This is a genomic window from Arthrobacter sp. MYb214, assembly GCF_002979865.1.
Lineage (GTDB): Bacteria > Actinomycetota > Actinomycetes > Actinomycetales > Micrococcaceae > Glutamicibacter.
Map to the genome: position 1 here is coordinate 242,826 of NZ_PCPZ01000002.1, position 23,622 is coordinate 266,447.

At 61.0% G+C, this 23,622-nt stretch carries 20 protein-coding genes; 12 read left to right on the forward strand and 8 right to left on the reverse strand.

What is annotated here, in order from left to right; translation table 11 throughout:
• Positions 1-21 precede the first annotated feature (21 nt).
• A complete protein-coding gene (locus CQ012_RS06865; RefSeq protein WP_105657470.1) occupies positions 22-951 on the forward strand; it encodes a COX15/CtaA family protein in 930 nt (309 codons plus the stop codon).
• An 11-nt stretch (positions 952-962) separates the two neighbouring features.
• On the opposite strand, the gene CQ012_RS06870 is transcribed toward CQ012_RS06865, so the two are convergent.
• Entirely contained in the window at positions 963-1,421 is a 459-nt protein-coding gene (locus CQ012_RS06870) for a metallopeptidase family protein (RefSeq protein ID WP_105661721.1), read from the reverse strand.
• Between the two features lie 91 nt (positions 1,422-1,512).
• Between CQ012_RS06870 and CQ012_RS06875 the strand changes: the two genes are divergently transcribed.
• Both CQ012_RS06875 and CQ012_RS06880 read left to right on the forward strand, forming a co-directional pair.
• Entirely contained in the window at positions 1,513-1,914 is a 402-nt protein-coding gene (locus tag CQ012_RS06875; protein WP_208294212.1) for a DUF3499 domain-containing protein, read from the forward strand.
• Positions 1,915-2,198: 284 nt separating this feature from the next.
• Positions 2,199-3,635: a TIGR01906 family membrane protein gene (locus tag CQ012_RS06880; protein ID WP_105661722.1), complete on the forward strand. Its 1,437-nt coding sequence runs from the start codon at positions 2,199-2,201 to the stop codon at positions 3,633-3,635.
• 72 nt (positions 3,636-3,707) lie between these two features.
• On the opposite strand, the gene CQ012_RS06885 is transcribed toward CQ012_RS06880, so the two are convergent.
• Positions 3,708-5,549 carry an AMP-dependent synthetase/ligase gene (locus CQ012_RS06885; protein ID WP_105661723.1) on the reverse strand — a complete coding sequence of 614 codons (1,842 nt, stop codon included), beginning with the start codon at positions 5,547-5,549 and terminating at the stop codon, positions 3,708-3,710.
• Between the two features lie 78 nt (positions 5,550-5,627).
• Positions 5,628-7,238, reverse strand: coding sequence for a dolichyl-phosphate-mannose--protein mannosyltransferase (locus CQ012_RS06890; protein WP_105661724.1), 1,611 nt, complete (start codon positions 7,236-7,238; stop codon positions 5,628-5,630).
• Between the two features lie 68 nt (positions 7,239-7,306).
• Here CQ012_RS06890 and rsmI point away from each other — a divergent pair, with 68 nt between their 5' ends.
• Both rsmI and CQ012_RS06900 read left to right on the forward strand, forming a co-directional pair.
• Positions 7,307-8,167, forward strand: coding sequence for a 16S rRNA (cytidine(1402)-2'-O)-methyltransferase (rsmI, locus tag CQ012_RS06895; protein WP_105657475.1), 861 nt, complete (start codon positions 7,307-7,309; stop codon positions 8,165-8,167).
• Between the two features lie 138 nt (positions 8,168-8,305).
• On the forward strand, positions 8,306-9,793 hold the full coding sequence (locus tag CQ012_RS06900) for an NAD-dependent succinate-semialdehyde dehydrogenase (RefSeq protein WP_105657476.1): 1,488 nt from the start codon (positions 8,306-8,308) through the stop codon (positions 9,791-9,793).
• Positions 9,794-9,860: 67 nt separating this feature from the next.
• Here CQ012_RS06900 and CQ012_RS06905 read toward each other — a convergent pair whose 3' ends face one another.
• From CQ012_RS06905 to CQ012_RS06915, 3 genes are read right to left on the reverse strand one after another with little or no spacing between them, the layout of a single operon-like run.
• The gene (locus CQ012_RS06905; protein ID WP_219844352.1) at positions 9,861-12,287 is read right to left on the reverse strand and encodes a transglutaminase TgpA family protein; all 2,427 of its coding nucleotides are present in this window, start codon (positions 12,285-12,287) and stop codon (positions 9,861-9,863) included.
• Complete coding sequence (locus CQ012_RS06910) at positions 12,287-13,603, reverse strand: DUF58 domain-containing protein (RefSeq protein ID WP_105661726.1); 1,317 nt, start codon at positions 13,601-13,603, stop codon at positions 12,287-12,289. Before CQ012_RS06910 ends, CQ012_RS06905 begins: the two co-directional genes overlap by 1 nt.
• A gap of 9 nt (positions 13,604-13,612) precedes the next feature.
• Positions 13,613-14,575 carry an AAA family ATPase gene (locus tag CQ012_RS06915; protein WP_105657479.1) on the reverse strand — a complete coding sequence of 321 codons (963 nt, stop codon included), beginning with the start codon at positions 14,573-14,575 and terminating at the stop codon, positions 13,613-13,615.
• Positions 14,576-14,784: 209 nt separating this feature from the next.
• On the opposite strand from CQ012_RS06915, the gene CQ012_RS06920 reads away from it, so the two are divergent.
• The 7 genes from CQ012_RS06920 to CQ012_RS06945 all read left to right on the forward strand — a co-directional run bounded on the left by CQ012_RS06920 (position 14,785) and on the right by CQ012_RS06945 (position 21,339).
• Complete coding sequence (locus CQ012_RS06920) at positions 14,785-15,741, forward strand: TatD family hydrolase (RefSeq protein ID WP_286134587.1); 957 nt, start codon at positions 14,785-14,787, stop codon at positions 15,739-15,741.
• Between the two features lie 258 nt (positions 15,742-15,999).
• Positions 16,000-17,166: a resuscitation-promoting factor gene (locus CQ012_RS06925; protein WP_105657481.1), complete on the forward strand. Its 1,167-nt coding sequence runs from the start codon at positions 16,000-16,002 to the stop codon at positions 17,164-17,166.
• 100 nt (positions 17,167-17,266) lie between these two features.
• Positions 17,267-18,151: a 16S rRNA (adenine(1518)-N(6)/adenine(1519)-N(6))-dimethyltransferase RsmA gene (gene rsmA, locus CQ012_RS06930; protein WP_105657482.1), complete on the forward strand. Its 885-nt coding sequence runs from the start codon at positions 17,267-17,269 to the stop codon at positions 18,149-18,151.
• A gap of 2 nt (positions 18,152-18,153) precedes the next feature.
• Entirely contained in the window at positions 18,154-19,086 is a 933-nt protein-coding gene (locus tag CQ012_RS06935; protein ID WP_105661727.1) for a 4-(cytidine 5'-diphospho)-2-C-methyl-D-erythritol kinase, read from the forward strand.
• A gap of 154 nt (positions 19,087-19,240) precedes the next feature.
• Positions 19,241-20,611, forward strand: coding sequence for an NAD(P)/FAD-dependent oxidoreductase (locus tag CQ012_RS06940; protein WP_105661728.1), 1,371 nt, complete (start codon positions 19,241-19,243; stop codon positions 20,609-20,611).
• Positions 20,612-20,642: 31 nt separating this feature from the next.
• A complete protein-coding gene (locus CQ012_RS17395; protein ID WP_133833061.1) occupies positions 20,643-20,822 on the forward strand; it encodes a hypothetical protein in 180 nt (59 codons plus the stop codon).
• A 16-nt stretch (positions 20,823-20,838) separates the two neighbouring features.
• The gene (locus CQ012_RS06945) at positions 20,839-21,339 is read left to right on the forward strand and encodes a GNAT family N-acetyltransferase (protein WP_105661729.1); all 501 of its coding nucleotides are present in this window, start codon (positions 20,839-20,841) and stop codon (positions 21,337-21,339) included.
• Here the strand turns inward: CQ012_RS06945 and CQ012_RS06950 are convergent.
• The gene (locus CQ012_RS06950; protein WP_105661730.1) at positions 21,326-21,604 is read right to left on the reverse strand and encodes a putative quinol monooxygenase; all 279 of its coding nucleotides are present in this window, start codon (positions 21,602-21,604) and stop codon (positions 21,326-21,328) included. The two genes, CQ012_RS06945 and CQ012_RS06950, sit on opposite strands and share 14 nt — an antisense overlap.
• Positions 21,605-21,714: 110 nt before the next feature.
• Positions 21,715-23,505, reverse strand: coding sequence for an ABC-F family ATP-binding cassette domain-containing protein (locus CQ012_RS06955; RefSeq protein ID WP_105661906.1), 1,791 nt, complete (start codon positions 23,503-23,505; stop codon positions 21,715-21,717).
• Between the last annotated feature and the right edge of the window lie 117 nt (positions 23,506-23,622).

Genomic DNA, 23,622 nt, shown 5'->3' on the forward strand with positions numbered 1-23,622 from the left:
CGCCATTAAGGAACTGGATAATTGAAGACCCCTTTCGCATGGCTGGCTGAGCGAATCACGCTGGAACGTAGTTCGCTCAAGGCAGCTTCGCTATCGGCAATGATCGCAGCGATTCTGATTATTGTCGGCGGCGGTGTCGTTCGAGTCACCGGGTCAGGACTAGGCTGCCCCGACTGGCCAACCTGCACCGGCGGCTCCATCGCGCCAACCGCTGAAATGGGGATTCACGCGACCATCGAGTTCGTCAATCGGCTGCTCACCTTTGTCCTGTGCGCAGCGGTTGGTTGGGTCATCATTGCCGCCCGACTGCAACGCGAACCAGTTCCGGGCATCACCCGATGGGCGTGGTTCCAGTTCTGGCTTGTTGTGCTCAATGCGGTCATTGGCGGGATCACCGTCTGGGTGAAACTGAACCCCTACGTAGTTGCCGCCCATTTCCTGGCTGCAACCTTGCTGCTCACTGCCGCTGCGGCCACCTGGGACAAGGTGCAGAATCTGGGAAACGCCGGCTCAAAAGCCAGTACGGATTCGCTGAAGTCGCTGGGAACCTGGTTAGTTGTTCTCAGCGCCCTGCTCGTCATTATTGGCACCGGGGTGACCGGCTCAGGTCCGCATGCCGGAGACTCGGCCGAGGTCCCGCGGATGGGCTTCGACTGGCTGCAGATCACTCTCGTGCATGCCGCAGCAGCCGTGGGCGCACTGGTTGTTGCTTTGGTGATGTGGCGTCAAGCAAGAAAAGAACAAGTACCGGACGTGGCGCACAAAGCCAAGCTCTACCTCTGGGTATTGGCCGGACAGGGGCTGCTCGGAGCGATCCAGGCCATGACCAGCCTGCCAGAGCTGCTTGTGGTCGCCCACCTGGTTGGTGCTGCGCTGGTATGGATCGGTGCCGTGCGCGTTGGCCTGGCCTCCCATGCGCCGGGACGTGAAAGCCGGATCCAGGCCAGCTAGAGAAGATGGCCCTAGTAGTCCGGATCCTCAGGGAAATATGCGGGGTCCACTTCCGAGATGGGTTTCATCCAAAGCTGCGCGACCTCGTGCACCACGCACTGATGGACCAGATCCAAGAGTTCGCCGGTGTTTTCCGCAATCTGCTCAATGGGCAAGCGATAAATGATGATGCGCGCTGGGCGGATAGCCGAAGCTGATTTTGATGATGCAAGCGGCACCCGCTCGCCCAGTGCAGCAGCCTGTTCCAGCAGCTTGTCACTGGGCACCGGATCAATCAGGAAATCGATCTTTTCAATTTCTCCGGGCCAGCGTTCCGAGAGCCTTTGCGCACTGGCCATCACGGCATCATCAAATCGTTCCGGCCGTGAACGGTAAGCAGGAAGATGCATGGGCATCAGCGGGCCACGCCGCCCGCGTCCGTGGCGGTGGCGACGGGAACCGCTTGGCGGATCAGGCAACTTGGAGTTCATTAACTCAGCCTAGCGCTTGCGACACTGTGCCGGTGCCCATCAGCCCGCAAATGGGCGAAGATCCCAAGGATGTGCTGACCAGCCGAGTAGAATGGCAAACGTGGAAGGTCTTCGTCTTTGTTCTCGCCCAGCCTGCCGTGAAACGGCCCGCGCTACTCTTACCTACGTATACGCAGATTCAACTGCTGTTCTTGGGCCTTTGGCGACGTACCCGGAACCGCACTGCTATGACCTGTGCGCCCGCCATGCGAACCGTCTGACAGTTCCCAGCGGGTGGAGCCTGATCCGTGGCGCCATCCCAGATGTGCTTGAACCAGAAGATGAGCTGAACGCGTTGGTGAATGCCGTCCGCGATCGCGAACCAAAGGTTCGCGAACCTCGCCATGCATCGGATTCGCCCATTGATTCGGTCCGTCCCCGCGATATCCGTGCACAGCGCTTTGACACTCGCGTCCGCTTGGCTGTGCTCCCAGCTGGCGACGAAGAAGCCTAGACCTTCTTCTCGAAGAATTCTTGAACCTGCATCGGCACTTCGGCGGCATCTGCAGCACCTCTTTGTGTCCTAGCTGAAATCCAATTGTGGTGTGGTAATCCGTCAGATGACTCGCCTCGCTGGATATGCTAAAGGCGCGTGCGCCGTACTCGGCCCGTAAAGCAACCCCAAAACAGCACACCATCGCGCGAATTGCAGGAGGACTCCTCATGGCTGAGGCGGCGAAAAACCCCACTGGAGGGCAAGGAACTACGGGCCAGCCGGCACCGGCTGCCACTGGCAACATGCCAGGCCCACAGACCAGCCTGAGCCAAAAAGCTGAAGAGCTTACTGCGCGCCTGGAAAAGCACAAGAACCAGGCCCAGGCAAACGCCGCTGCCCAAAAGGAAGAAGCCCGCAAAGAGGCCATCCGCCGCGCGATGTCCGGCAAAACCGACGCCGAGACCAAGAACCCAACTGCAGCTCCTGCAGCCAAGGCGCAGCCTGCCCCCGTGAAGCCAGCGGCAGACAAGCCTGCCGCGACCCCTGCGGCCAAGCCAGCTGAGGCCAAGCCTGCTGCGGCCAAAGCCCCGGCAACCAAGCAGCCGGTCAAGCCAGCGCCCGTCAAGCCCGCGGCGTCCAAGCAGGCAGCCGCCAAGCCAGTTGCGGCCAAACCTGCGGCCGCGAAGCCTGCCGCCAAGGCGCCCGCTGCGAAGCCGGCCGCTAAAGAGCCAGTAGAAGATGTCATTCGCGCCATCAAGCTGCCGCACGAAATCGAAGCGGAGAAGCAGGTGCAAAGCGAAGCCGCCGCCGGTGCCGGGAAGTCCGCTGAGCCGCAGGCCAGCGAGAAGGCAACCACCGCGCAAAGCGTGCCACCGGTGTCTGCTGCTCCGAAGACCGGATCCCTGCCAACAACAAAGGCTGCCGTTGCCCAGGCGCGCAACCGCGTCTTTGGCAGCTACGCGCCAGAACCGGAACCTTCCGAAGCGGCCGTGAAGCGCCGGGTTGCGCGCGAACGGGCGCTGAACTCGAAGCCGGCCCTGGGCCGTACTGCCCAGGTGATCGTGGCTCTGGTCTTCCCGCTGCTGACCTTGATCGCTGCCATCCGTTTGGTCGCGACGCCGGCTTTCCTGGCTCTGTCCTACGGCCGCCCTGGATTCCCGAGCGATTCCTTTGGTTTCACCGATTCTGAACGCCTGACCTACGGCAGCTACGGTGTGGATTACCTGAACAACTTTGCCGGCCCCGAATACTTGGCCGGCTTGAAGCTTTCCACCGGTTCAAGCATGTTCACCGAAGGGGAAGTCCAGCACATGGTGGACGTGAAGAACCTCATCGGGTTCGCCTATATCCTCGGAGCTTTTCTAGCGGTCATCTTGATCATCGGTGTTTGGTACCTCGCCAAGCGCTATGCAGGCGGCGTACGGCGTGCATTGTTCTCGGGAGCGATCTTGGCCTTGGCGGGCATTGCTGCGCTGGCCGTCTCCGCGATTGTGGGATGGGACAATTTCTTCACCCAGTTCCATGCCCTCTTCTTCTCCGACGGCACCTGGACCTTCAACGTCAGCGATACGCTGATCCGCCTGTACCCAGAGCAGTACTGGCTCGATAGCGCCATTGGCATCGCCGTGCTGGTGCTGGCCACGATCGTCGCTGTATTGATCAGTTGCTGGCCAACCGGCCGCCGCCGTGAGGCGGCCCGGCTGCGCCAGGAGGCCCGTGCGTTCGGCATTGGCAACTAGCTGGCACAAGGCTTAAAGCACTGGGGGAGCAGTTCATGGCGAACTGCTCCCCATTGCTTTACCCAGTGGGAATTACTGGCGGTAGAGGGCTTCCACGCGGCCTTCGAATTCTTCGAGAACGCTCTGGCGCTTGAGCTTCAACGAGTTGGTCAGGTGCCCGGAAGCTTCGGTGAATTCCTCTTCCAGGACCACGAACTTGCGAATGGACTCAGCCTTGGAGACGGTCAAGTTAGCGGTATCCACGTAGCTCTGGACCTCGGCGATCACTGCTGGGTTGATGGCCGCCTCAGCCAGGGTCATGGATTCAAGCCCCTTGGCCTTGGCCCACAGCACCAGTTCTTCGGGATCGAGGGTCATCATGGCCGTAATGAATGGGCGCTGTTCGCCAGCCAGTACGCACTGGGAGACGATGCGTCCGGCGCGGACCATCTCTTCCAACGGGCCAGGGGAGACGTTCTTGCCGCCGGCGGTGACGATCAGTTCCTTCTTGCGGCCAGTGACCTGGAGGAATCCTCCATCATCCAGGACACCGGTATCACCAGTCTTGAAATAGCCGTCTTCATCGAAGACTTCAGCCGTGGCGGCAGGATTGTTGTGATAGCTCGCGAAAACCCCAATGCCCTTGACCAGGATTTCACCGTCATCGGCGATCCTGATGGAGGTGCCGGGAAGCGGACGTCCCACGGTGCCCACGCGGATTCGTGATGCTTGATTCACGGTGGCTGGGGCGGTGGTTTCGGTCAGGCCGTAGCCTTCGAGCAGTTCAATGCCAGCGCCGCGGAAGAAATGAGCCAAGTCCGGGTTCAATGCACTGGCTCCGGAAATCGCGTAACCGCAGTGGCCGCCAAAGACGGCCTGCAACTTCGGGTAGAGGACCTTGCTGAACAAGGCATGGCGGGCACGCAGGCCCAAGGGCATGCGAGTCTTGAGGCCACGCGTACGCGCATCACGGATCTTGGAAACCTCGATGGCTGCCTGTTCTGCCTTGAGGAACAGCTCGGCCTTGCCGCCACGTTCGGCTGTGGCCAAAGCGGTGGTGCGAATTTTCTCGAAGACGCGCGGCACGGCCAGCAGGAAGCCGGGCTTGACCGCGGACATGTCCTCGACCAGATTGGCCATGGAACTGGAATGCGCAATCACCGATCCGCCGTGGATGCAGGTCTGTTGGACGGCACGAGCCAATACGTGGGCCAGCGGCAGGAACATCAGCGTTCGGCGCTCTTCCCCGAGCACTTCGAGCATATGGCCGGCCAGATTATGCGCCACCATGGCAAAGTTCGAGTGGGTCATATTGCAGCCCTTGGGACGTCCGGTGGTACCCGAGGTGTAGACCATCGTGGCCACGTCCTGGAGGGTCATGGAAGCACGGCGGGATTCGACCAGCTGCTCATCGACTTGGTTGGCAGGAACCATCAGCTGATGCAGGCCAGCGGAGGGAATAAGCGTCTTGTCCGCCGTGTCGGAGCCTTCAAAGATGTGGGTGCGAACAGGTTCGCCCAGCTGAGCCGCCGCCTGGCGGACGTTGGCGCGCAGCTCGTGGTTTTCGGCGAAAACCACGCGCGCACCGGAGTCGCGCAGGATCCATTCGATCTGGAAGGCGCTGGAAGTTTCGTAGATGGGGACCGTCACGCCTCCGGCGAACCACACCGCTTCCTCTGCCAAAGCCCATTCATAGCGGGTACGGGAAATAATGGCGACCTTGTCACCGGGCTGCAGCCCATCATTGATCAGCGCCATTGCCAGGCGCTTGACATCAATGAGGAAATCACCGGCACTGAGATCATGCCAGGTGCCGTCGCGCTGCACGCTGAACAGTGGTCGTTGCGCCCCACGTGCTACGCGATCAAGGAGTAGGCTCGTCGTGTTTACTTCTGGTGCTAGATCAGTGAGTAGCTCGACGGTTACTTCTTGCATTGAAGAATTGTCCTTTGGGATTCGATGGTCGTCTTAGTGGCCTATTTCATGGAAGCAGGTGGCCAAGCCACGGGCAGCCTAGCCCCAGCTGGGGAGCCACACGTGCAAGCGCCAGTAGTCATCCGCGATCATTTCCCCACTCCATATCGGCCAGAAAAAGGCCGACGTGACTAGGAATAACGCCATGAATATGGTGAGTACGATGATGCGTGATCGGTGCGCGGCACTGGAATTAGGGTCGCGTGGAATGAACCTGCCAATCATATACGTCAACGCGAGCACCATGAACGGAACCAGTGGCAGGGTGTAGAAGAAGAACATTGTGCGTTCTGGGTACATCAGCCACGGCAGGAACCCGGCCGCCACCGATGAGAGGATCGCTCCGGCGCGCCAATCACGGGCGCCAATCCACCACAGAATCAGCAAGAACATGCTGATGGTGCAGGCCCACCACATCAACGGGTTAGGCAGGTCGGTAATAACCTCGGTGCAACGCTCCAGCCCGCAGCCGTTGGCGCCCTTGTCGTAGCCTTCGAAGTAGAACAGCACTGGACGTCCGGCGAAGGGCCACGTCCACGGCGAGGATTGCCAGCCATGCTCGGAGTCGAGCCCGGTATGGAATTCGTAGCCAGCCTGGTGATAATGCCACAAGGAACGCAACGGCGAGGGCAGCCAGCTAATGCCTTCGCCGGGATTCTCCTCGGCCCAATGGCGGTATCGGCCGCCCTGGGTGATCAGCCACCCGGTCCACGTGGACAAATAGGTCAGCAGCACCAGCGGCAGCATGGTGAAGAAGGAATAGATTCCGTCGCGGATGAATGCCGCCGACTGCCACTTGTGAACTCCTGCGGTGCGCCGCGCACCAAAGTCCCAAAGCACCGCCATGAGGCAGAATACAGCTACGAAGGACAGCGCCGACCATTTAATGCCAACTGCGCCACCGAGCATGATCGCTGCGATCAGCCGCCATGGGCGCCACCAGAGCATAGGGCCATGAACGAGCAGGAAGTCATCTGGCCGGTTACCCTCGGGCACTGAAAGCTTCCGGGCAAGCACGGTTCTGCCATGTATCCGGTCTTTGAGCAGGGCATAAAACGCGGCAATCACAAAGAACATCAAGAAGATGTCCAGCAACGCGGTGCGCGACATGACTATGGAATGGCCGTCGATGGCCATGAGCAAACCGGCGATGCCGGCAAGGACGTGGGAACCGAAGAGCAAGCGGGCGCACAGAGTGACTAGCAGGACCGAGAGGGTGCCGACGAGCGCTGTGGAAAAACGCCAGCCGAAGCCATTGAAATCACCGAAGAGGAGCATGCCCACGCCGATCAACCACTTGCCCAGCGGCGGGTGGACGACAAAAGAAGCTTCAGCTTCCAGCTGCGGGTCGCCCGCGATGAACTTCCCGTCGCTGTCGTCAGCCCATTCGCGCTCGTATCCGCTTTGCAGCATCGCGAAAGCGTCCTTGACGTAATAGGTTTCATCAAAGATCAGCAGGTGCGGGTGCGCCAGGTTGACGAAGCGCAAGAGGCCGGCAATCAGTGTCACGACCAGCGGAATGATCCATATCAGCGGGCCGCTGGGAGCCACCACAGGCAGGAGCCGCTGTTTCAGGCTCTCGAAAGTGAAGGCCTGTCGCGCCGAGCGTACGTGGCCAGAGTCCGGAGTGTCTAAAACCGAGGTGCCCATCACCAATTCATGCTACCGGGGGAAAGTCCAGAAAGTGGGCTTTTCCTGCGTCGCGTAGGCTTAAGAATGTGCAGAACTCAGATAATGAGGGCGTAATCGTCCTGGGAGCCACCCCGATTGGCAATTTGTCCGACGCCTCCCCGCGTCTGCGGGAGATTATGGCCAGTGCCGATATCATCGCCGCGGAGGACACCAGAAACTTCCACCACCTGGCCCATGCCCTGGGCATTAAAATCACTGCGAGGGTGATGAGCCTGCATGAGCACAACGAGGCTCACAAGCTCTCCGAGGTGATTGACCTGGCCGCCGAGGGCGCGACTGTGCTGGTGGTTTCCGATGCAGGAATGCCGGCGGTATCGGACCCCGGCTACCCATTGGTGGCCGCTGCCTTGAGTGCTGGCATCCGTGTCACCGCGGTACCGGGCCCTTCTGCGGTGCTCACCGCGCTGGCCCTGTCCGGATTGCCAACTGGCCGTTTCACCTTTGAAGGCTTCCTGCCGCGCAAGGCGGGGGAACGCCGCAAGCGCCTGGATTCCTTGCTCGCCGAAGATCGCACCATGGTGTTCTTCGAGGCTCCTCACCGGCTGAGCGACTTCCTGGATGCCGCTATCGAAGCATTTGGCCAAGACCGCCAGGCCGCCGTAGCCCGCGAGCTGACCAAGAAGTTTGAAGAGGTCCGTCGAGATTCACTGGCAAATCTGCGCGCATGGGCAGAAGATGGCGTACGCGGAGAAATTGTTGTGGTTGTCCACGGAGCCCCGGAAGCCGAGGCCGCATCCATCGAGGATTTGCTTCCCAAGGTTGCAGCCCTCGTGGAGGAAGGCATGCGCATGAAGCAGGCCGTGGCCGAAGTGGCCGAAAAATTCGGCGTGCAGAAACGCGAGCTTTATGAAGCTGTTTTGGCAGCACGTCACGAAGCGGGAAAATAGCCGAAGTCGCATAGGCTAAATGCACAATGAATGCTCGCGTTTATCGTGCAGACGGCAATTTACAGCCACCACCTGCCAGGAATAGCGTAGACATCAAAGACGATCAGTTTTCATTATTTTCTATCAGGAGATGCTCGTATGTCGATTACTGCCCAGCGCGAAGCGGAACTGCTTGCCAAGGTGCCAACCGGCCTATTGATTAATGGCGAATGGAGGGATGCCTCCGACGGTGGCACCTTCGACGTGCTCGACCCGGCTACCGGCGAGAAGCTGCTGACGCTGGCCAGTGCTACGAGCGAAGACGCAATGGCTGCACTGGATGCAGCTGACGCAGTCCAAGCCGAATGGGCACTGACCGCACCACGCGAACGCGCGGAGATCCTGCGCCGTGCTTTCGACCTTGTCACCGAGCGCAAGGATGACTTCGCGCTGCTGATGAGCCTGGAAATGGGCAAACCACTGGCCGAGGCCTATGGCGAAGTAACCTATGGCGCCGAATTCCTGCGCTGGTTCTCCGAAGAAGCCGTACGCCACTACGGCCGCTACCTCACCACCCCCGAGGGCAAGAACAAGGTCCTGGTCCAGCACAAGCCGGTTGGCCCATGCCTGCTGATCACCCCATGGAACTTCCCGCTGGCCATGGCTACCCGCAAGGTCGGCCCGGCAGTAGCGGCAGGCTGCACCATGGTGCTCAAACCAGCCAAGCTGACCCCGCTGACTTCCCAGCTTTTCGCAGCCACGATGATGGAAGCAGGCCTTCCAGCTGGTGTGCTGAACGTGGTCTCCGGCGCTTCGGCCTCGAAGATCTCCGGCCCGCTGATGCAAGATGACCGCCTGCGCAAGGTTTCCTTCACCGGCTCGACCCCGGTGGGCAAGCAGCTGATGAAGGACGCCGCAGACAAGGTCCTGCGCACCTCGATGGAGTTGGGTGGCAACGCACCATTCATCGTCTTCGAGGATGCCGATCTGGATGCTGCTGTCGAGGGCGCCATGGCAGCCAAGATGCGCAACATGGGCGAAGCCTGCACCGCTGCTAACCGCTTCCTGGTCCATGAGGACGTTGCCGAGGAATTCACCGCCAAGTTCGCTGCAGCGATGAAGGCCCTGAAGCCAGGACGCGGCACCGAAGCCGACACCACGGTAGGCCCGCTGGTCGAGGAAAAGGCCCGCGACGAAGTCCACTCGCTGGTTGAAGCCGCCGTCGCCGCCGGCGCGACTGCCATCACCGGCGGTGCGCCAGTTGACGGCCCGGGCTACTTCTACCAGCCAACCGTGCTGGCCAATGTCGCCAACGACGCCAAGATCCTGAGCCAGGAAATCTTCGGCCCAGTGGCACCAGTGACCACGTTCAAGGATGAGGCCCAGGCTATCAAGCTGGCCAACTCCACCGAATACGGTTTGGCTTCCTACATCTACTCGCAGGACTTCAACCGCATGTTCCGTGTTTCGGAGCAGATCGAATTCGGCCTGGTTGGATTCAACGCTGGCGTGATCTCCAACGCCGCGGCACCATTCGGTGGCGTGAAGCAGTCGGGCCTGGGCCGCGAAGGCGGCGCCGAAGGCCTGGAGGAATACACCACCGTGCAGTACATCGGCATTGCCGATCCTTACGCAGCCAAGAAGTAGATTCTCCAGCTCGCGCCAAGGCCCGACCGGATTCTTCCGGTCGGGCCTTGGCCGGTTAAACCAATGGCTACATGTCGATTCGCGTGGATTCTTCCGAGCGCGAATGACGCGGGTGCACCGAAGCAGGGAACAAGAATGCCCTGATTCGTTGGATAAAGGACAGCTCGCCGCGCAAATTGCCCTGGATCGCGTGCAAGGCGTCAAGCAGCGGAGCGGCATCATCAGCGCTGGGATGCCTGTTGGCGTAGAAGCTCTCTTGGATGACAGTTTTCAGGGACTGCAAATCCTTGGCGACTTGGGGATGGTCTTCGCCCAGCCGGGTAGTGTAGTCACCGGCCGACTCGTGGCTGCCGGCCGGCCCCCGGTAATCGGCCCCAATAGCCTGCAGCTCGGCCAGCAGAGCTGGAGCGGCATCAGCGCCGCCACGGCGCACGCGTCCTAGCCGCTCCTCACGCAGGCGATGGCGACGCCACGGAGCAACTCCCAGTGCGAGGAAGGCCAGCAACAGGACCGCTGGCAACAGCCACACTGCCTTTGCGCCCTGGGTCCCAGAATCTGCGGACGGTGCCGGCGCAGAAGGCGCGGCGCTGGCCGGTAGGCTCGGGTTGCCGCGCTCGGTGGGCACTTGGGGTGCAGTGCTTTCTTGCGGGTTCGACGTAGGAGTTGGTTCCGGCGCGTAACTTGGCGAGTAGCCCCGACCCGGGGTGGGCTCGAACGGAATCCAACCCAGCCCGTTCAAATACAATTCTGGCCACGCGTGGGACTGTTTCCCGCTGACGGTATATCCGGTGAGCTCGGTACCTTCTTCCAGGCGCCGTTCCAGCATGCTCTGGGCGGTGTCCCCGGTGATTTCGAGAGTGTCTCCGCTGGCTTCACCGGGTGCATACCCCACGGCAATGCGCGAAGGGATTCCGGCTTCACGAGCCAGCAGGGCCATCGCCGAGGCGAAGTGCACGCAATACCCCTGGCGCCGGGCCAGGAATGCTTCGACAACTCGACGATTGGCCCCGTCGTAGCCTTCGCGCAGCGGGGTGCGTTCGGAGTACACGAAATTCCCGGAACGGAAGAAATGCTGCAAAGCCACGGCGGTATCAATGTCGTTGGCAGGCTTCCCCTTCTTGCCGAAAACCTCATCGAGGGTTTGCTGCAGCAACGGTTCCAATCCGTTGTCAGGATCCTGCGGAAGACGCAGGTATTCCTCGGGCAGCTGGTCGCTGGCGTCGACTCCCATGTGCCCGACATTGCGGACCATTTGCGTGCTGATGGCCAAATCCGCGTAGGCCACTGAAATGTCGTTGGTCGATGCCATGGCGTCGCCAGTGAGCCTAGCCACCGAGGTCTCGTAGGTCCAGTTCCAATCCCCGACGATGCCCTGCACGAAATAGGATTGGTTGGGCAACGGGAGGACCGGACTGCTGATGCCATCAGGCCAAGTCATTCGCAAGACTTCGTCGGTGCTGTTGAACGTGCTGAAATTCGTTGACACCGCGGAGGTGCCATCAAGCGTGTGCTGCATGGAGCTTTCGCTTGGTTCCCAGCGGTCTGCGGACAGATCCTTGATCACCTGAGTGCGCAGGTAAGGCGCTTCTTCTGCAGTTGTGTAGTAGTCCAGGATTGGAACACCGCTGTTCGAGCGGAGGTCTCTTCCGAGGTTGATCAGCGGATCGACATTGCTGGCCAGCAGATCACCCGAAGGACGTTGCCCCTCGGAGAACATGCCGCTGCGGAAACCAGGCATCCAGATGCTGGCCGCCAAGAGGGCACCGACACAGGCCATCACGCTGACACCCAGGATTCCCAGCGTCCTGGGCGTGGGAAGCATCACTTGGGAATGCTTGGAAGATGCAGGGGCAAAGAGATACGGAATCAGCGCAATATAGCCGAGCACTGCCGACAACAGCAGCGCGAGGTAGCCAATTCCGGCGCCTTCCTGCTTGAACAGCGACGCGATGATCGGTGCCAGAGACAAGGGAATGATGATCAGCATGGCCATGCGCCGCGAGCTGGCCAGCATTTCCACGATCAGGCTGATTGCCAAAGTGAAGCACAATACGCTGAAAGCCACAGAGCGGGAATTGGCTACCGGCGGCACTTGGGTAGCTAGCTGGATTCCCGCTTCACCAAGCACATTCCAGACCCATTGGGCGAGAGGCAAACCGTAGATGTTGCTTTCCCGGGCATCGCTGAGCGCAATGGATGCCACAGCGACGATTGCCGCAGCAGGAAGAGCACTCCAGCGCAAGCGGCGGACTGCGCGCAGCAGACCGGCGCACAGGTGCACGGCGAAGACCGGGAGGACCAAGGCCGGGAACCAGCTGGAGCCTTCAATGACCCCGGACAGCGAGGCGGCACCCGCTAATACAGCGACTGCAAGGCAGCAGGCAGCAGCAACCCGCACGAGCAGAAGCCGCATCGCGGGAGCCGAGCCAACGCTCGGATCCGGGTTGTCGGGAGTCGGGGCCAGAATGCTTGCCCCAGTACGGCCAGCGCTCATCATCCCCACATCTCGTCTATCGCCATATTGCCGGGAAGAATATGCACTTTCCAGCTGGTGCGAGCCAATTCAAGTTGTATCTGCCCATAGCGTTCAGGGTGGCTGACCAGCAGGAAAACCTCGACATTGCGCACGGTGCGCGAGAGCGTAGCCAGCCAAGCTGCCTGCGGCGCAGTGAGCTCTCCGAGGATCATGATGACCGGTTCTTCGCGGAACACCAAGAGCTCCTTGCGCAGGGTATTGCCCAGAATCTCGGAACCGTTGGCTTCAACTGTTCCGTTGGCCAAGGCCAGGTCCGAAGTTGCGGCATGGAAGTCTTCAAAACTGTTCAGCGCGCCGAGCTCGGAGACGCTTTGCGGGTCTCGTTGCGCCAACGAGGCCCCGGTGAGGTCCCGGAAGGCGAGCTGGTAGCCGCTAGTGGCATATCTCAGGCCGATGCTGCTGGCCAACGACAACGCATTTTCAAAGCGGCGGCTGCTGGTGAGTGCCTCCGCGTGAGCCTGCGGCAACGAGATCCTCAGATCCGATCCGCTGTGATTCCAATGCTCGAAGGAAGTGTCCAGGACCAGGAGCGCCTGCGCGGTTGCCACGTGGTTTTCCTGGCGGACCATGAGCTTTCCGTGCCGGGCACTGGCTTTCCAGTGCACCTGGCGGACGGAGTCGCCTTGCTGGTAGTCGCGCGTCGCGACATCGTAGTAGTCGGTGGTGGTGCTCCTGGAGAATTTCGCATCGCCAGTGAGCGTTCGTTCGCCGAGCGGGGCGAAACGATCCAAGCGGTGCAATTGGGAACGCACGGGGATCTGCAGGCTCGCTCCGGTGCGCACCATTCCCTGTATCAGCCCCAGAGGGTCCACGACTATTTGCTGGGCTGGTCCCACAAGGTGGATCCCGCGTGTGCGGAACACCAATTCGTATTCGATTGAACCCGGGGCCTGGAATCGTGGGCCGGGTCCGAAATCCTCCGGCAATTGTTCCTGGATGATGGAACGCTCAGCACACGACAAGCGGAACTTGCTGACCTCGCCAACGCTGGGAACCGCCGAGAGCAGCTCCCGGTGGATAATCGTGCGTCCGCGCAGGCGCAAGGCCAAACCCCAGTTCGCCAAAGCCAACGCCACCAGGGCCAGGCCCAAAGCCATCATTTCGTGCCGGCCCAGGAGATATGCCACGAACACCAGCAGGCCGCCAGCTCCGGCAGTGCACCAACCGCGCACGGTGAACAGGTCAAGGTGCCAACGCCGCAGGGCTGTCGCCGAATTTTCGGTGCGCGTCCAGGAGAGGGCATCGCGCGAATCGTAGCGGGGAATCTTCTCCATGGCTGCCCGTTAGCTCACTGGGGTGCTGGCAACAAGCTCTTGGATCACGGCGCTGGCATCCAAGCCGTCCGCAACCGCTCGCCGGGTCAGGATCAACCGGTGGTTCAGCACCATCTGGGCCACGCTGCGAACGTCTTCTGGCAAGACGTGGTCGCGTCCATGAATCGCGGCATGGGCTTTGGCCGCGCGAACCCACTGAATCAGTGCGCGAGGCGAGGCCCCCAGCGCCACCTGCGGGTGCTCGCGTGTGGCTCGGCCCAGATCCACCACGTAGGCGCCTAGCCGTTCGGTGACCGTCACCGCTTTAACCTGCTCAATCATGTATCCCAGATCAGCCAGCTGCACCACGGCTTGCAGTGCTTCCAATGGGTCGAACTGGTGCCGGCCGGTGAGCATGGTGATTTCGGCATCGCGTTGTGGGTAACCCAGCGAAAGCCGTGCCATGAATCGGTCACGCTGTGCCTCGGGCAGGGCGAATGTGCCCTCGGATTCCACCGGGTTCTGCGTGGCCACAACCATGAAAGGCTGCTCCAGCCGATGGGTGATCGAATCGACGGTGACTTGCTTTTCTTCCATGCATTCCAGCAATGCCGACTGGGTCTTGGCATTCGCACGATTGATTTCATCGGCGATGACGATATTGGCGAAGACCGGTCCGGGATGGAAAGTGAATTCGTGAGTCTGCGGGGAGTAAACCGAGACACCGGTGACGTCACTGGGCAAAAGGTCCGGGGTGAACTGGATGCGGTGCACCGAACCATTGACGCTGCGCGCCAATGACTTGGCCAGCATGGTCTTACCGACCCCGGGAACGTCTTCCACCAGCAGGTGGCCCTGTGCCAGCAGAACCGTCAATGCGCTAGTCACCGCCTCCGGCTTGCCGGTGATGACGCTCTGGACAGCATCAAAAATGCGCTGGCAATTGGACTGGAATGCCGAATCAAGCGACGGCACTGTTCGGTTTGCACTCATGCGCGGTTCCTCCTGAAGAACGAATCGTTGGCAAGATCGATCGCCGCAGCATTCATTCAATTGGGTCTTGCATCACATCATATGGGGATCTTTTGTCCAGCAACAGAGCCTAACTACCGGGAGCTGAGCACCTGATTGTCGTTGCTACCCCTAGTGGTGCCACAATTAACCACAGATTCGATCCCAGTATTCACGCGCAAAGGATAACCGTGTCCAAGAAGAAGCACACTGATCCCACCCTGGTTCCCGAGGCCTACCGCCCGACGGAGCAAGCCGCTGCAGCAGAGCAGGGGGAGCGGTCGCGTGCTTCTGGCAATGAAAAGGGCGGAAGCCAGCGCAATTTGCAGTACCCGGAAGCGCCAGAAGCGCTTCCAATGCCAGTGGTCGATAACCATACGCATCTGGATTTCCTTGACGGAACTGTGAAGGTCACGGCTGCCGATGCCCTGGCGGCGGCGGCAGCTGTTGGCGTGAAAGGGCTGATCCAGGTCGGCTGCGACGTGGAGTCATCGGAATACGCGGTCCAGGTAGCTAACGAGTACTCGAATATCCTGGCCGCGGTAGCCATTCACCCCAACGATGCCGCGCGTCTGGCTGAACGCGGGGAGCTGGAAGGAGCGATCGCGCGGATCGAAGAACTTGCCGCGGATCCGCGGGTGCGTGCAATTGGCGAAACCGGGTTGGACTACTTCCGTACCGGTGAAGACGGACGGGGCGCCCAGGAGCATTCCTTCCGGGAGCATCTGCGCATTGCGGTGGAGCAGGGCAAGGCCCTGCAGATCCATGACCGGGATGCCCATGAGGACGTGGTTCGTGTGCTCAAGGACGCGCCATTGCCGGGGAAAGTGGTCTTCCACTGCTTCTCTGGGGACGCGGCATTAGCCCGGATCTGCAACGACAACGGCTGGTACATGTCGTTCTCTGGAACTGTGACATTCAAGAATTCGCATGATCTTCGCGAGGCCTTGGCGCTGGCGGATCCAGAACTGCTTCTGGTAGAAACCGACGCACCGTTCTTGACGCCGCACCCCTTCCGGGGCCGCCCGAACGCCAGCTACATGATTCCGTACACGACTAGGTTCTTGGCGGAAACCAAGGGGATCGATCTGGCCGAATTCTGCACCCGGATCGATGCGAATACGCGAGAAGTGTACGGAGAATTCTAGACCCGGAGGTTGTGTGTCTCGTTACAGGACACTTGCCACAAATATAACAATTCGGTTACGGTGGATGAGATGTCCGGTACCGCCCCCGCCTATTTTCGGCACGGTGTGTTCAGGACAGCCTGATCCTCACGCCTTGCTGCAAGTGGAAACACGGCGCAACTTTGACTGAAGGACAGGCAGCGAACACTGCCGGGCCCAACCGGAGATCCTGACAGGATTCCCGCAGTTGGGTCTACAAACGATGGGGACCTCATTACCGTGACTCACTTGCTCAAGAAGACCTGGGTGAAATACCTGGCTCAGGCGCTCGCCGTAGCTGTGGTTATTGCCGGTGCTGTTTTCTATATTTCTGGCCAGAAATCGGTCGTCATGTCGGTGGACGGCCAGCGCCAGGAAATCACCACCCGTGCTGCCACCGTTGGCGCACTGCTGGAACAGCAGGACGTTGCCTTGGCTGAGCGCGACGAGATCTCCGCAGCACTGGATTCCGAGCTTGCCGACCAGCAGCTTGTTGATATCAAGCGCAACAAGTCGATCGAAGTAACCGTGGATGGCACCGAGCGCGTTGTGCACACTACCGGCATGACCGTTGCCGACGTGGTTGAACAGCTCGACCTGGATAAGGATTCCGAGGTTTCCCTCGATGAGGACATGCAGCTCGCAGCCTTGAGCGATGAATTGGAAGTCATCACTCCCAAGGAAATGACCCTGGTCGTCAAGGACAAGAAGAAGAAAATCGCAACGACTGCTTTGACCGTCAAGCAATTGCTTGCCGACGAGAAGATCAAGGTCGACGGCAACGACGAAATCAACGTCAAGATCAAGGACGAAACCGACAAGGACGTCAAGGACAGCGTCAAGCTGGCCGCGGGCACCACTGTCGAGGTGATCGACGTAACGGTCAAGACGTGGGACGAAACGCGCGACATCGACTTCGAGACCAAGAAGGTCAAGGACAGCTCGTTGGATAAGGGCGACACCGAGGTCAAGACCGAAGGCAAGAAGGGCGAGCGTGAGCTGACCCTGCGCCAGGAAACCCGCAACGGCAAGAAGGGCGAGGAAGAAGTCCTCAAGTCCAAGGTCACCAAGAAGCCCGTTGCCGAGGAAATCCGTGTTGGCACCAAGGAAGAGAAGAAGGAAACTTCAACTTCCAAGAACACTCCAACCCCGAGCAGCATCTCCTCGACTTGGGCTGCCCTGGCCAAGTGCGAATCCGGCGGCAACTGGTCGATCAACACCGGCAACGGCTACTACGGCGGACTGCAGTTCTCTGCATCGTCGTGGCGCAATGTGGGTGGCACCAAGTACGCACCGCTGCCGCACCAGGCAACTCCGCAGGAGCAGATCGCTGCAGCTGAAGTGCTGCGTCGATCAGGCGGCTGGGGCCACTGGCCATCGTGCTCGTCCAAGCTGGGCCTGCGCTAAAAGCAAAAGCCGAATAACAACGCGACGCGTCCACCATCACGGTGGATGCGTCGCGTTGTTATGTTTGGATCAATTTAGCTGAACTAGAATTGGATTTGTGATGTCTAAGGAATCTTTGCCGCTGCTTGGGGCCACCGAAATCCGTCGTCTGGCCGAAGAGCTGGGAATCCGCCCTACCAAGACGCTGGGGCAGAATTTTGTGATCGATGGGAACACCATCCGCCGCATTGTCGCCGCCGCCAAAGTCGACCCATCCGAAACAGTGCTGGAAGTAGGCCCGGGCCTAGGTTCCCTGACCCTGGGCATCATGGATGCCGCCGCCAAGGTCGTGGCCGTGGAGATCGATCCACCCCTGGCAAAGCGACTGCCGCAGACCATGGCAGAGTTCCGCCCTGGCCGAGAAGACGATCTGACCGTGATCCTTTCCGACGCCATGAAGGTCACCGAACTTCCCGGCGAGCCAACCTCGCTGGTCGCCAACCTTCCCTATAACGTTGCCGTCCCGGTGGTGCTGCACCTGCTGGAGCACTTCCCTTCCATCCGCAATGGCTTGGTTATGGTGCAGGACGAAGTTGCCGACCGGATGGCCGCCACCCCGGGCAATAAGATCTATGGCGTCCCATCGGTGAAGGGCGCCTGGTACGGAACCATGCGCAAGGCTGGCGTGATCGGCATGAACGTCTTCTGGCCAGCGCCGAAGATCCACTCCGGCCTGGTGGGGTTCACCCGCGACAAGGACCGCAGCGACGCCCCGGATCGCAAGGAAGTCTTCGCCATCATCGATGCAGCCTTCGCCCAGCGCCGCAAGACGCTGCGTGCTGCCCTCTCCGGCTGGGCAGGCTCCGGTGCTCGTGCCGAACAGATCCTGGTAGCAGCGGGCATTGATCCGAAGGAACGCGGCGAGAAGCTGGATATTGACCAGTACATCGACATTGCCCGTGCCGCACAGGATATTCCCGCTGAAGCTCCAGCTAGCGAGGCATAAGCATGTCTAAGCAGCGTGTCATCGCGACCGCACCGGGCAAAATCAACTGCTACTTCAAGGTCGGTCCTCCTCGCGAAGACGGATACCACGAAGTGGCGAGCCTCTACGTCGCGGTCTCCCTGGCCGAGCAGATTGAAGCGACGCTGCGCACCGACGGGGAATTGCAGCTGAGCCTGGAACCGAATTCCCCTGTGGTCTCCGAACCGGAAAGCTTTCCGTTGGGCGCAGGCAATCTGGTGCACCAGGCAGCCCAGCTGCTTCGTGAGCACACGGGCTGCAGCCTCGGAGCGAACCTGCACATCACCAAGCGCGTCCCGATCGCCGGCGGAATGGGTGGAGGCTCTGCAGACGCGGCGGCCACCCTGGTAGCCTGCAACGAATTGTGGGGAACCGGGCTGGACCGGGAAGAACTCGGCCGCTTGGGCGCACGCCTCGGTGCTGACGTGCCTTTCGCCTTGATGGGCGGGGCCGCCATCGGCCTGGGCATCGGCGACAAGCTTGCCCCGTTGCTGACTCGTGCCAAGACCCATTGGGTGCTGATCCCGGCCAGCTTTGGCCTATCGACCCCGCGAGTCTATGGCATGCTCGATCGGTTGCGTTCCGGCACGGAGATCGAAGTCCCGCAGGAAATCGATCCAGCGGTCATCGAAGCGCTGATGGCTTCGGACGCGCCAGCCTTGGCCCAGATACTGGCCAATGACCTGACCCAGGCTTCCTTGGCCCTTGCCCCGGAACTAGGCACCATGCGCGATATGGCAGAAGGCGCCGGTGCCCTGCGAGCCATGGTTTCCGGTTCGGGGCCGACCTTGGCTCTGCTGGTCGAAGATGCCGAGCATGCTGAAGAGGTCATGGCCCAATTGGGCGATGAGGTGGGCGTCGCTACCATCCCGGTGACCGCTCCAGCGCCCGGAGCGCACATCACCGTTTCCGAATAATTTTTCCGGAAGTCCCTGTCTGGCCTTGGGCCGGGCAGGGATTTCCTGCATCATTTTCCGCCACCCCTCTTGTTGCGCCCTGGGCCCGGCCCTAGGCTGAGTCCCAAGGCAATTATTGAGAGCCATTCATTTTGGATCTGGGGCGGAATACAACATGCTCAATGGACGCGTCTCGCACTGGTGGGAAGACATCGGCCTGCCAGAGCCACGCCAGCAATTACGCGGTCAGGGCACCGCAGATGTCGCCATCATCGGTGCCGGGTTCACCGGACTGTGGACCGCCTATTACCTGGCCAAGGCCAACACGGATCTTCGCATCACGATCCTCGAAGCCCGGCACGTGGGCTACGGCGCCTCGGGGCGCAATGGGGGATGGCTGACCAACACCATCACCGCTGGCCGCGAACGCTACCTGAAATCCCATGGCAGGCAAGCAGTCAATGACTTCCAGCTGGCCATGAACCGGACCGTCGCCGAGGTCATCGAGGTGTGCGCTGCCGAGGGGATCGATGCAGATATCCTGCAGGGCGGCGAACTCGAAGTTGCCTACACCCCTGCCCAGGAAAAGCGCTTGCGCGCCGATGCCATGGCCGACGCGCAATGGGAACACACGCACACCGAATTGCTGGAAGCCGAGGCAGCGCAAGGCAAGATCAACGTCGCCAATGCCCGGGCCGGGCTGTGGCATCCGCACGCGGCCAGGATCCATCCTGCAAAACTGGTACGCGGACTCGCCGAAGCCGTGGAGCGGCTCGGCGTACGGATCTATGAAAACACCCGCGCCACCACACTGCGCGCACGCCGCATCGAATTCGACGGTGGGTCATTGGACGCCGAGTACATCATCCGTGCCACCGAAGGGTTTACTGCCGGGCTAGCAGGACACAAGCGCTTGTGGCTCCCGATGAATTCGTCCTTGATTGCCACCGAACCGCTAGCTCCATCCATCTGGGACGAACTGGCATGGAACAACGGCGAGGTGCTGGGGGACTACGCCCACGTCTACATGTATGCCCAGCGCACCGCGGATAACCGCATTGCCATCGGAGGCCGGGGAATGCCGTATAAATATGGTTCGCGCACGGATGCCGATGGCCAGACGCCGCAAAGCACCGTGGAGGGACTGCAGGAAATCCTGCACCGCATGTTCCCGCAGACCCGGAATTCGAGAATCGATCATGCCTGGTCCGGGGTACTGGGAGTGCCGCGGGACTGGGCCGCTACCGTTGGGCTGGACCCGGCGACCGGACTGGGCTGGGCCGGCGGCTATGTCGGCACCGGGGTCGGCGCAGCGAACCTGGCCGGACGAACCTTGCGCGACTTGATCCTCGGGGAAAGCACTGAATTGGCCAATCTGCCGTGGGTCAATCACCAGGTGCGCAAATGGGAGCCGGAACCACTGCGCTGGCTGGCAACCAAGGGGCTCTATGCAGCCTATGGTGCCGCAGATCGAAGCGAACTGAAGGGACGGGGGAGCTCCTCGCCGCTGGCCGTGCTGGCCGATAGAATCACCGGAAAGCCTTGAGCGCTGGCACTGCGGGACATAGGCTGTGGCCATGGGACTTGATAAACGTGGAATCTATGTTTGCGCACTAGCACTAGTGCTCATTATTTCTGGCGTCTTGATGATCACGCTGATGCAGGCCGGAATCCTTGGCTGGGCACTGCAAGGTGCCGGAATCATCGTCATGGCCATCTCGGTGGGTGCGGCGCGTACGCCCAGGGCCCGTGCCTGAGGTGCGCGAGGAGCCCATGGGCGCCTGCAGCTTGTCGGCACGCGGCCAGAACTACCTCCTGCGCGAAGCACGGGCAACGGATCTTGAACAGATCATTGCCTTGATGGCAGATGATGAGATCCGTCGTGCAGAGCATGCGGACGCTGGGGACGCCGGGGAACAGTATTTGGAGGCTTTCAACGAGATTCACGCAGACCCAGCGCATACGCTGATCGTGGTGGAGGGCAATGACGGAGCCATTGCCGGCACGATGCAGCTGACCATGTTGCCGGGTCTTGCGCGCAGGGGAGCTAAGCGGATGCAGATCGAGGCAGTGCGCGTGGCAAGCGCGTTGCGCGGCGGGGGCCTGGGAACGGAAATGATCCGCTGGGCCATTTCCGAAGCCGAAAGCAAGAGAATTCCGCTGGTCCAGCTGACAAGCGACGCGCAACGCCAGGACGCGCACCGCTTTTACGAGGGGCTAGGATTTACCGCGTCGCATGTGGGCTTCAAAATGCACCTGGCTATAAGCCCTTGATCTTGTAGATTCGTTGCAATCCGGAGGTAGCCTGGCCCCATTCGCTCTTCGCGGCCCGCTGCTGGTGGGCCTCGAAAGCGGCGCTGTCTTCGAATTCCTCGTGCACCAGCCAGACCCAGGGATCGCCGGTTTGCGTGACAGAGAAAGAAATGCAGCCGTTTTCCGCCTTGGTGAGGCGTATATGCTCCGGCAGCAATTTCTCCACCAATTCAGCCTCAGCCGCGTCCGCGCACAGCAACCGGCCCTCCATGATCACAATTCCCATGTTCGCCAGTCTGCCACGATCTTTGGCGGATGGGGCAAAAACTCGTGGATCAGCGAAGGGCTCGGAAACCGAAAGTTTCCGAGCCCTTCGCCTGCGTCAAGGCAGAAGCGCTATCCGAGCAGCTCGGACAGTTCCAGCCAGCGCTCTTCCAACTCGTCGATCTGCGATTGGTACTCGTTGATCTCAGCGGTGAATTTGCCCAGCCCTTCATAGTCGCTCTGGTCATGATCGGCCATCTTGGCGTGGACCTTGGCGATCTTTTCCTCTAGCTGGCCGACCTTGCGTTCATTGGCATTCAGTTCCTTCTGCGCGGCACGCAGCTCTGCGCCCGAAGGGCCAGCAGGCTTGGCGGCAGTTTCGGAAGAAGCCTGCGAAGGATTGGACCCGCCAGTGGAACCTTCGGCAGCTCGCAGCAACAGGTACTCGTCCACGCCGCCGGGCACGTGGCGGAAGTTGCCGTTCAGGATCGCGTACTGCTGGTCGGTGACGCGTTCGAGCAGGTAGCGGTCGTGGGAGACCACGATCAAGGTGCCGGGCCAGGAATCCAGCAGGTCTTCCAGGGCCGCCAGCATGTCGGTATCGACATCATTGGTGGGCTCATCGAGGATCATCACGTTGGGCTCATCCATCAGGATCATCAGCAGCTGCAAGCGGCGGCGCTGGCCGCCGGAGAGTTCAGCAACCTTGGTCGACAGGTGTGCCGAGGAGAAGCCCAAGCGCTCCAGCAGCTGGGCCGGGGTCAGGTCCTTGCCATCCACATTGAACGTGGTGCGGTAGCGGGCGAGGATTTCGCGGACCTTGTCCTGGCCGATCTGCTCCAGTTCGCGGAACTGCTGGTCCAGCACGGCCAGCTTCACGGTCTGGCCGCGCTTGATCTTGCCGCCAGTTGGCTCCACGGTCCCGGCGATCAGGCCCAGCAAGGTGGATTTGCCGGCACCGTTGGCACCGAGCAGGCCGGTGCGTTCGCCCGGGCCGATGCGCCAGGTGAAGGGCTTGAGTACTTGCTTGGCGCCGAAGGAGACCTCCGTGTCCAGCAGGTCGATGACGTCCTTGCCCAGCCGGCTGGTGGCCATCTTCTGCAACTCCAGCGGGTTGCGTGCCGGCGGGACATCGGCGATCAGCTGGTTGGCTGCCTCAATGCGGAACTTCGGCTTGGAGGTACGGGCCGGGGCGCCGCGGCGCAGCCAGGCCAGTTCCTTCTTCATCATGTTCTGGCGCTTGTTTTCGGTGACCGCGGCGATGCGGTCGCGTTCCACGCGCTGCAGCACGTAGGCGGCGTAACCGCCCTCGAAGGGCTCGACCAGGCGGTCGTGCACTTCCCAGGTGGTGGTGCAGACCGCGTCGAGGAACCAGCGGTCGTGGGTGACGACCATCAGGCCGCCGGCGTTCTTGGACCAGCGGTTATTGATGTGCTCGGCGAGCCAGGAGATGCCTTCGACATCCAGGTGGTTGGTCGGTTCGTCCAGGATGACGACGTCCCAGTCCTGCACCAGCAGCGCGGCCAGAGCCACGCGGCGGCGCTGGCCGCCGGAGAGGGTGCTGACCTTCGCTTCCCAGTCCAGGTCGGCGACCAGCCCGGAGATGATGTCGCGGATGCGCGCTTCGCCGGCCCACTCGTGGTCGTCCATCTCGCCCACCACGCAGAAGTGCACGGTCGCTTCGGGATCCAGGGTGTCCGACTGGTCCAGCACGCCCACGCGCAGGCCGTTGCGCTTGGTAACACGCCCGGAGTTGGGCTCGATCCTGTCAGAGAGCATGCCGAGCAGCGAGGACTTGCCTTCGCCGTTGCGACCCACCAGGCCGATGCGGTCGCCATCGGAAATGCCGATGGTTACCGAGTCGAAAACGACATGGGTGGGATATTCCAGATGTAGGGCTTCGCCCCCGAGTAAATGAGCCACAATTTCCATTTTACGTTCCGGGAGCAAATCGAGGCCCTGGCAGGACCATCTGAGCGTGTGCCGTGCCAGGGGGCTTGGGCAGTTTAAAGCAGAGAATAAAAGTGAGTTTAGCTACGG

Excerpts from the sequence above, each read along its gene's own strand:
- rsmA (WP_105657482.1), top strand. The coding sequence starts at position 17,267 with ATGTCTAAGGAATCTTTGCCGCTGCTTGGGGCCACCGAAATCCGTCGT.
- CQ012_RS06910 (WP_105661726.1), bottom strand. The coding sequence starts at position 13,603 with ATGGAGAAGATTCCCCGCTACGATTCGCGCGATGCCCTCTCCTGGACG.
- CQ012_RS06915 (WP_105657479.1), bottom strand. The coding sequence starts at position 14,575 with ATGAGTGCAAACCGAACAGTGCCGTCGCTTGATTCGGCATTCCAGTCC.
- CQ012_RS06950 (WP_105661730.1), bottom strand. The coding sequence starts at position 21,604 with ATGGGAATTGTGATCATGGAGGGCCGGTTGCTGTGCGCGGACGCGGCT.
- CQ012_RS06905 (WP_219844352.1), bottom strand. The coding sequence starts at position 12,287 with ATGAGCGCTGGCCGTACTGGGGCAAGCATTCTGGCCCCGACTCCCGAC.
- CQ012_RS06880 (WP_105661722.1), top strand. The coding sequence starts at position 2,199 with ATGCCAGGCCCACAGACCAGCCTGAGCCAAAAAGCTGAAGAGCTTACT.
- CQ012_RS06885 (WP_105661723.1), bottom strand. The coding sequence starts at position 5,549 with ATGCAAGAAGTAACCGTCGAGCTACTCACTGATCTAGCACCAGAAGTA.
- CQ012_RS06900 (WP_105657476.1), top strand. The coding sequence starts at position 8,306 with ATGTCGATTACTGCCCAGCGCGAAGCGGAACTGCTTGCCAAGGTGCCA.
- CQ012_RS06945 (WP_105661729.1), top strand. The coding sequence starts at position 20,839 with ATGGGCGCCTGCAGCTTGTCGGCACGCGGCCAGAACTACCTCCTGCGC.
- CQ012_RS06940 (WP_105661728.1), top strand. The coding sequence starts at position 19,241 with ATGCTCAATGGACGCGTCTCGCACTGGTGGGAAGACATCGGCCTGCCA.
- CQ012_RS17395 (WP_133833061.1), top strand. The coding sequence starts at position 20,643 with ATGGGACTTGATAAACGTGGAATCTATGTTTGCGCACTAGCACTAGTG.
- CQ012_RS06870 (WP_105661721.1), bottom strand. The coding sequence starts at position 1,421 with ATGAACTCCAAGTTGCCTGATCCGCCAAGCGGTTCCCGTCGCCACCGC.
- CQ012_RS06875 (WP_208294212.1), top strand. The coding sequence starts at position 1,513 with ATGGCAAACGTGGAAGGTCTTCGTCTTTGTTCTCGCCCAGCCTGCCGT.
- CQ012_RS06935 (WP_105661727.1), top strand. The coding sequence starts at position 18,154 with ATGTCTAAGCAGCGTGTCATCGCGACCGCACCGGGCAAAATCAACTGC.
- CQ012_RS06890 (WP_105661724.1), bottom strand. The coding sequence starts at position 7,238 with ATGGGCACCTCGGTTTTAGACACTCCGGACTCTGGCCACGTACGCTCG.